Source organism: Streptomyces litchfieldiae, assembly GCF_031845365.1.
GTDB classification, from domain to species: Bacteria; Actinomycetota; Actinomycetes; order Streptomycetales; family Streptomycetaceae; genus Streptomyces; species Streptomyces litchfieldiae.
This window is the reverse complement of the sequence record NZ_JAVREL010000011.1, coordinates 240,941-246,990: the sequence shown is the minus strand read 5'-3', so window position 1 is coordinate 246,990 and position 6,050 is coordinate 240,941. Positions and strand designations below refer to the sequence as shown.

General features: G+C 71.1%; 8 protein-coding genes. 3 read left to right on the top strand and 5 right to left on the bottom strand.

The window, feature by feature from the left end:
* Window positions 1-357 precede the first annotated feature (357 nt).
* On the bottom strand, window positions 358-1,029 hold the full coding sequence (locus RM590_RS20105; protein ID WP_311706019.1) for a DNA-3-methyladenine glycosylase: 672 nt from the start codon (window positions 1,027-1,029) through the stop codon (window positions 358-360).
* Between the two features lie 82 nt (window positions 1,030-1,111).
* Here RM590_RS20105 and RM590_RS20100 point away from each other — a divergent pair, with 82 nt between their 5' ends.
* Both RM590_RS20100 and RM590_RS20095 read left to right on the top strand, forming a co-directional pair.
* Window positions 1,112-1,651, top strand: coding sequence for a YbhB/YbcL family Raf kinase inhibitor-like protein (locus RM590_RS20100; RefSeq protein ID WP_311706018.1), 540 nt, complete (start codon window positions 1,112-1,114; stop codon window positions 1,649-1,651).
* A gap of 132 nt (window positions 1,652-1,783) precedes the next feature.
* Window positions 1,784-2,299, top strand: coding sequence for an HNH endonuclease (locus tag RM590_RS20095; protein WP_311706017.1), 516 nt, complete (start codon window positions 1,784-1,786; stop codon window positions 2,297-2,299).
* 75 nt (window positions 2,300-2,374) lie between these two features.
* Here RM590_RS20095 and RM590_RS20090 read toward each other — a convergent pair whose 3' ends face one another.
* From RM590_RS20090 to RM590_RS20080, 3 genes are read right to left on the bottom strand one after another with little or no spacing between them, the layout of a single operon-like run.
* On the bottom strand, window positions 2,375-3,337 hold the full coding sequence (locus RM590_RS20090; RefSeq protein WP_311706016.1) for an SPFH domain-containing protein: 963 nt from the start codon (window positions 3,335-3,337) through the stop codon (window positions 2,375-2,377).
* Between the two features lie 59 nt (window positions 3,338-3,396).
* Window positions 3,397-3,819, bottom strand: a complete 423-nt coding sequence (locus RM590_RS20085; RefSeq protein ID WP_311706015.1) for an NfeD family protein — start codon at window positions 3,817-3,819, stop codon at window positions 3,397-3,399.
* A gap of 49 nt (window positions 3,820-3,868) precedes the next feature.
* Complete coding sequence (locus RM590_RS20080; RefSeq protein ID WP_311706014.1) at window positions 3,869-4,660, bottom strand: ABC transporter ATP-binding protein; 792 nt, start codon at window positions 4,658-4,660, stop codon at window positions 3,869-3,871.
* A gap of 107 nt (window positions 4,661-4,767) precedes the next feature.
* Here RM590_RS20080 and RM590_RS20075 point away from each other — a divergent pair, with 107 nt between their 5' ends.
* Window positions 4,768-5,565: a hypothetical protein gene (locus tag RM590_RS20075; RefSeq protein ID WP_311706013.1), complete on the top strand. Its 798-nt coding sequence runs from the start codon at window positions 4,768-4,770 to the stop codon at window positions 5,563-5,565.
* A 79-nt stretch (window positions 5,566-5,644) separates the two neighbouring features.
* On the opposite strand, the gene RM590_RS20070 is transcribed toward RM590_RS20075, so the two are convergent.
* A complete protein-coding gene (locus RM590_RS20070) occupies window positions 5,645-5,926 on the bottom strand; it encodes a chaplin (RefSeq protein WP_311706012.1) in 282 nt (93 codons plus the stop codon).
* Window positions 5,927-6,050 lie beyond the last annotated feature (124 nt).

Below are 6,050 nucleotides of genomic sequence, written 5' to 3'. Positions count from 1 at the left end.
CAAACTCTCCGTGAATGCTTCCAAACAGGAAACCATCCACACGAGATGTTCCTCGCTGAATAGTTACCAAAAAAATCTGGCGTTGACTTTTGGCACGCTGTTGAGTTCTCAAGGAACGGACGCTTCCATCGAATCCCTCACCGGGACCCTCCGGGCGTTCCCTTCGCTGTGTCCACCATATTAGCCGACTTCCTGGATTCTTCCTAATCCCATTCCCTCGGGTTCATTTCCGGCGTGCCGGAAGAAGCCCCTGGAAGGGAAGTCAGTGCTTGTTTGGTGGTGCACCCGCGGGTCTCCGCTCCAGCTTGCCTTTCGGCTGCTGTGGTGCGGTACCCGCTTCAGGCGACTCGACCTACGTTACGGCGTCGCCACCGGCGCGTCAAGTCGAGTCTTCCGGCGTCGCGGCTGGTGTGCCCGGTAGGGGCTCACCGTGGGGTCGTCGGCGATCCAGAAGCGCCACGGGTGGGCCGCTCCGTCGCCGCCGACGCCCGTGCGGGGGCCGTTGCTGATCCGCCGGCGCGGCACCGGTGTGCCGTGCAGCAGACGCAGCGGGGCCCGCCGATCGGGGCCGCAGACGTCCGTGCCGTCCAGGGTACGGTCCACGTCAAGTGCCGTGGCGAGCCGTGCGGGGCCCCGCGCCAGCTCCGCGTCGCGGCGGGCGGTGGGGCGGCGACGCCTGGTCAGGTCGGTGCCGGTCAGGACCTCGCCGGCGCGCAGCAGGATTCCCCCGGCCTGGCCGGGCGGGCCGCACACCAGGTTCAGGCAGTGCCACATTCCATAGGTGAAGTAGACGTAGGCGTGGCCGGGCGGGCCGAACATCGTGGCGTTCCGCTGGGTCCGGCCGCGGTAGGCGTGCGATCCGGGGTCGAGCTCGCCGGCGTACGCCTCGACCTCGGTGAGGCGCAGCGTGATCTCGCCGTCGCCGAGGGTGCGGACCAGGGTGCGGCCCAGCAGTTCGGGGGCGATCTCCAGGACCGGCCGGTCGAAGAAGTCCCGCGGCACCGGGGCCGCGGTCGGATCCGTGGTCATCGCCCCTCCCTGCTCGACGTGCTCGTGTCCGCGGCTGACTAGGCTAGCGCCGCCAGCGAATCCCCAGACGAGGAGGTTCCCCATGTCCGAGCTGCGGCGGCGTCCGCTTCCCCATGACTTCCACCCGCCGGTGGCGTCCTTCAGCGTGGTGAGCGACGACGTGCAGGACGGTGCGCGGCTGAAGGAGGACCAGGTGTACGCGGCGGGCAACGTCTCGCCGCATCTGCGCTGGGCGGACTTCCCGGCCGGCACCAAGAGCTTCGCCGTCACGTGCTTCGACCCGGACGCGCCGACGGGCAGCGGTTTCTGGCACTGGGTGCTCTTCGACATCCCGGCGTCCGTGACGGAGCTGCCGGCCGGGGCGGGCAGCGGTGAGATGGCGGGGCTGCCCGCGGGCGCGGTGCACGCGCGCAACGACTATGGGACGCGGGACTTCGGCGGCGCGGCGCCGCCGCCCGGGGACGGGCCGCACCGTTATGTCTTCACGGTGTACGCGGTTGACACCGAGCGGCTGGGGCCGGACGAGAACGCCTCGCCGGCGTTTGTCGGATTCCAGCTCCGTTTCCACGCGATCGGCCGGGCCCATGTGATGAGCGAGTGGGAGACGCCGGCGGAGAGCTGATTTCCGGTCGGACGCCCGTTACCTGACGTTCTCGTTCCCTCCCCGGGAAATTGCATTGTCCGCCCGGCGGGGCGGGGGCACAGTGGATCCAGCCCGCCGCGGGGGCGGGGAGGGAAACGGGAGGTGGGCGGGATGCGGCAGACCCTTGTGCTCAACGCGAGTTACGAGCCGCTTTCGACGGTGTCCCTGCGGCGGGCCGTGGTGCTGGTGATTCAGCACAAGGCCGTCGTGGAGCACGCTCACCCCGGGCTGCGGGTGCGCGCGGCGGCGGTGGATCTGCCGGTGCCGCAGGTGATCCGGCTGCGGCGGTTCGTCAAGGTGCCGTTCCGACAACGGGCCCCGTGGTCGCGGCGTGGCGTGCTGGTCCGGGACCGGCACCGGTGCGCGTACTGCGGTCGCCGGGCGACCACGATCGACCATGTGCTGCCCCGTGCGCAGGGTGGCGACGACACCTGGCTTAACACGGTGGCGGCGTGTGCGGAGGACAACCACCGCAAGGGCGCCCGGACGCCGGCCCAGGCGGGGATGCGGCTGCTCTCCCAGCCCTTCGAGCCGACGCCGGCCGACGCCCTGCTGTTGGCCCTGGGCGCGCAGGACGGCGACGCGCTGCCGGACTGGCTGTCGCTGCCGGAGGCCGCGTCCGCGTGAGACTGACCTGCTGAGACGAAACGCCCGTCCCCCGGTCCGGGGGCGGGCGTTCGTCGCGGTGCGGGGGTGCGGGGCCTATTCGATGCGGGGCTGCTCGCGGCGCGTGGGCTTGTCCAGCGGGTTGGTGGCGGAGCCGCCGGTGTCGCCGCCGCCACCGCCGTTGGGCGCGGTGAACTTGCCGATGTTCCCGCCGAGGCCCTTCAGCGCGTCGCCGAGCTCGCTGGGCACGATCCAGAGCTTGTTGGAGTCGCCCTCGGCGATCTTCGGCAGCATCTGGACGTACTGGTAGGAGAGCAGCTTCTGGTCCGCGTCGCCGGCGTGGATGGCCTCGAAGACGGTGCGGATGGCCTGGGCCTCGCCCTCGGCGCGCAGCGCGGCGGCCTTGGCGTCGCCCTCGGCGCGCAGGATCTCGGACTGCTTGGCGCCCTCCGCCTGGAGGATCTCGGACTGGCGGACACCCTCGGCCTGGAGGATCGCGGCGCGCTTGTCGCGGTCGGCGCGCATCTGCTTCTCCATCGAGTCCTGGATGGAGGTCGGCGGCTCGATGGCCTTCAGCTCGACGCGGTTGACGCGGATGCCCCACTTGCCGGTGGCCTCGTCGAGGACGCCGCGCAGCGCCGCGTTGATCTCCTCGCGGGAGGTGAGGGTCCGCTCCAGGTCCATGCCGCCGATGATGTTGCGCAGGGTGGTGACGGTGAGCTGCTCGATGGCCTGGATGTAGTTGGACACCTCGTAGGTGGCGGCCCGCGCGTCGGTCACCTGGTAGTAGATGACGGTGTCGATGTTGACCACCAGGTTGTCCTGGGTGATCACCGGCTGGGGCGGGAACGGCACGACCTGCTCGCGGAGGTCGATGCGGTTGCGGATGCGGTCGATGAACGGAACGACGATGTTGAGGCCGGCGTTCAGCGTCCGGGTGTAACGGCCGAAGCGCTCGACGATGGCCGCGCTGGCCTGTTGGATGACCTGGATGGTCTGGACGAGCGCGATGACGACCAGCACCACCAGGATGACCAGCACGATGATGATGGCGTCCATCGTGTACTCCCCCTGCTGCTTGATGAGTTGGGACTATTGTCGATGAGGCGACCGAGTCATCACATCACGACGGCGGTGGCGCCGTCGATCTCGACGACGCTCACCTGACTTCCTGGTTCGTAGGTGTCGTCCTCGCCGAGGGCGCGCGCCGACCAGACCTCGCCGGCCAGCTTGATCCGCCCGCTGGTGGCGTCGACCCGTTCCAGCACGATGGCGGACTTGCCCATGAGGGCGTCGGATCCCGAGCGCAGCGCGGGTGGTTGGACGCGGGCGCGGCGCGCGATGGGGCGCACGGCGAGGATGAGGGCCGTGGACACCAGGGCGAAGACGATGACTTGGACCACGACGCTGTCGGTGATGCCGGCGGTGAGCGCGCCGGCGAGGGCGCCGGCCGCGAGCATGCCCAACTCCGGCATCGCGGTCAGGACGAGAGCGATCGAGAATCCTCCGGCGGCGATCAGCCACCACACCCAAAAGTCCACAAACCCATGGTAGGGGCCCGGACATGCCGGGGAACAGGGCTTGTTGAGGTCAGGTCAGCGGAAGGCCGTGCGCGGTCCAGCGTTCGCCCTGGCGCTCGACGATGAGCGGGAGGCCGAAGCAGTGGGAGAGGTTGGAGGAGGTCAGCACGGAGTCCACGGGGCCGGCGGCGAGGACCTTGCCCTGGCGGATGAGGAGGACGTGGGTGAAGCCGGGGGCGATCTCCTCGACATGGTGGGTGACCATGATCATGGAGGGCGCGTAGGGGTCGCGGGCCAGCCGGCCGAGGCGGCGGACGAGGTCCTCGCGGCCGCCGAGGTCGAGCCCGGCGGCGGGCTCGTCGAGGAGCAGGAGTTCGGGGTCGGTCATCATGGCGCGCGCGATCTGGGTGCGCTTGCGTTCTCCCTCGGAGAGGGTGCCGAATCTGCGGTCCAGCAGCTCGCTCATGCCGAGCCGGTCGAGGAAGGCGCGGGCGCGGCGTTCGTCGACGTCGTCGTAGGTCTCCTGCCAGCCCGCGGTCATGCCGTAGGCGGCGGTGAGGACGGTCTGGAGCACCGTTTGACGGCGGGACAGCTTGTCGGCGAGCGCGCTGCTGGCCATGCCGATGCGGGGGCGCAGCTCGAACACGTCCACGCCGCCGAGCTTCTCGCCCAGGATCTGGACGGTGCCGGAGGTGGGGAACAGGTAGCTGGAGGCGACGTTCAGCAGGGTGGTCTTGCCGGCGCCGTTCGGGCCGAGGATGACCCACCGCTCGCCCTCGGCGACGGACCAGGAGACCTTGTCCACCAGAGGCCGGCCTTCGCGGACCACGGATACGTCCACCAGCTCCAGTACATCGCTCATGAGCGCGGTCTCTCCCCTTGCAGTCGCCGTCGGTCACAACCTACGCCACCGCCTCCCCGGACCGGACGCCAGGAGGCCGGTGGGCCTACTTCCCTAAGGTAGAGGGCATGCTGGATGAACCTCGTGCGGGGCGCCTTGCGGCTTGGGGCAATGCGCTGTTCGCCGGACTTGTCTCACCGGATGACGCCGTTTCCCGGGTGGTGGGCGACGACGCGGTGCACCGCGTCGTCGGTTTGCCGGATGAGCCGGGCGCGGTCGGGTTGACGCTGGCGCTCGGCCGGCTGCGTGCGCTGGGGGTGGTGGGGCTGCGGATCGCGCTGCCCGCTCCCGGTCATCCGCTGGGCCTGAGCGGGCCGGCGGAGTTCAACGCGGCGGCGCTGGAGGCCGGGGAGGCGGTGCTCGCGCCGGGGGCCGGGGTGGGCCTGGTGCCCGACATCGGCGAGGCGGGGCCGGCCGGGGACGTGCTGACGGAGGTGGTGTGGTGCTGTCTGCCGGTGCGGCAGGCGCCGCCGGCGGATGTGCCGTCGCTCGGTGAGGCGGAGCGGGAGCTGGCGGAGGTGCTGCGGGACGCGACCGAGGCGCTGACACGGCTGGACGTGGCGGGCGCGGGGCCGATGGCGCTGACGCGGCTGGAGGCGTACCGGGCGCGGATGGAACGGGGGCGGCAGTTGCTGGCGCCGGGGTATCCGCCGCGGGCGGTGCGCGTGCTCGAACTGGCGCAGCGCGTGGGCGCGCTGGTGGACATCGCGCGGGGCACCGGAGACGAGGGGCACGGCGCGGCGGTCAGCGCGGCGCAGATCGGGGAGCGGGACCGGGTGCTGCGGACGGTGGAGCGAGCCGCGCGGCGGGCGCGGGTCGCGGCGTACAACGCCTACGCGGAGGAGGCGGAGCGGCAGCGCGGGTGACGTGCCGGGGCGGGACACGCGAAGGCCCCCGGGGACCGGTGGCCGGTCCGGGGGCCTCGCGTTCGCCGGGGGGCGCGGCTCAGACGTTGGCGCCGACGTTGCCGAACGCCGGGTTGAGGATCCCGACCACATTGAGCGAGTTCCCCACGACGTTGATGGGGATGCCGATCGGCACCTGGATGATGTTGCCGGAGATGACGCCCGGCGACTTCACGGCCACGGCCTTCGCGCTCGCCCCGCCGCCGTTGACGCCGCCTCCGCTGTCGGCACCGCCCCCGGTGGCGGAGGCGGTGCCGGTGGCGGCACCGGCGATGGCGCCGGTGGCGGCCAGCACGAGGGCGGCCTTCTTGGCAGTGTTCATGGTTGCGATCCTCCTGGACAGAACTGTGCAGCGACTCCGTCGCCGGAGTCGCGCTGCACAACGCGTGGGCCGATCGCGCGGCACGGGCTGACTGCCCGTTACGCACAATCGGCCCAACGCGCCG

Bases quoted from the DNA above. Each gene is read 5' to 3' on its own strand.
- RM590_RS20100 (WP_311706018.1), top strand. From the start codon at position 1,112: ATGTCCGAGCTGCGGCGGCGTCCGCTTCCCCATGACTTCCACCCGCCG.
- RM590_RS20090 (WP_311706016.1), bottom strand. From the start codon at position 3,337: ATGGACGCCATCATCATCGTGCTGGTCATCCTGGTGGTGCTGGTCGTC.
- RM590_RS20095 (WP_311706017.1), top strand. From the start codon at position 1,784: ATGCGGCAGACCCTTGTGCTCAACGCGAGTTACGAGCCGCTTTCGACG.
- RM590_RS20080 (WP_311706014.1), bottom strand. From the start codon at position 4,660: ATGAGCGATGTACTGGAGCTGGTGGACGTATCCGTGGTCCGCGAAGGC.
- RM590_RS20075 (WP_311706013.1), top strand. From the start codon at position 4,768: ATGCTGGATGAACCTCGTGCGGGGCGCCTTGCGGCTTGGGGCAATGCG.
- RM590_RS20070 (WP_311706012.1), bottom strand. From the start codon at position 5,926: ATGAACACTGCCAAGAAGGCCGCCCTCGTGCTGGCCGCCACCGGCGCC.
- RM590_RS20105 (WP_311706019.1), bottom strand. From the start codon at position 1,029: ATGACCACGGATCCGACCGCGGCCCCGGTGCCGCGGGACTTCTTCGAC.